We start from the raw sequence: 249 nt of genomic DNA on the forward strand, positions 1-249 counted from the left end.
TCACCGGCCGTTCGAACTCGCCCGCCACCTCACGGAAGATGTGCACCGCCTCGGACTCCAGGGAGTCCAGGTGGGACAGAGCGTACGGGGCGCCCGTACCCTCCTCGGCCTTGGCGACGGTCGTCATGCCAGTCCCCTTTCGCTGAGCAGGGCGTGGACGGTGGCCGCGGACTCCGGCACGCTCTGGTGCTGCGACTCGATGCGCAGATCGGGCGTCTCGGGCTCCTCGTACGGGTCGTCGACACCGGT

The 249-nt window shown here is 69.5% G+C and carries 2 pseudogenes; both read right to left on the reverse strand.

Going from position 1 to position 249, the window contains the following annotated elements:
* A pseudogene (locus tag WN71_RS41370) lies at window positions 1–127 on the reverse strand (sulfate adenylyltransferase subunit CysD); the annotation flags it as partial.
* Window positions 124–249 (reverse strand): annotated as a pseudogene (locus WN71_RS39390) (adenylyl-sulfate kinase); the annotation flags it as partial. The pseudogenes WN71_RS41370 and WN71_RS39390, both read right to left, overlap by 4 nt.

Origin of the sequence: Streptomyces mangrovisoli (genome assembly GCF_000974985.2) — a bacterium.
Classification (GTDB): Bacteria; Actinomycetota; Actinomycetes; order Streptomycetales; family Streptomycetaceae; genus Streptomyces; species Streptomyces mangrovisoli.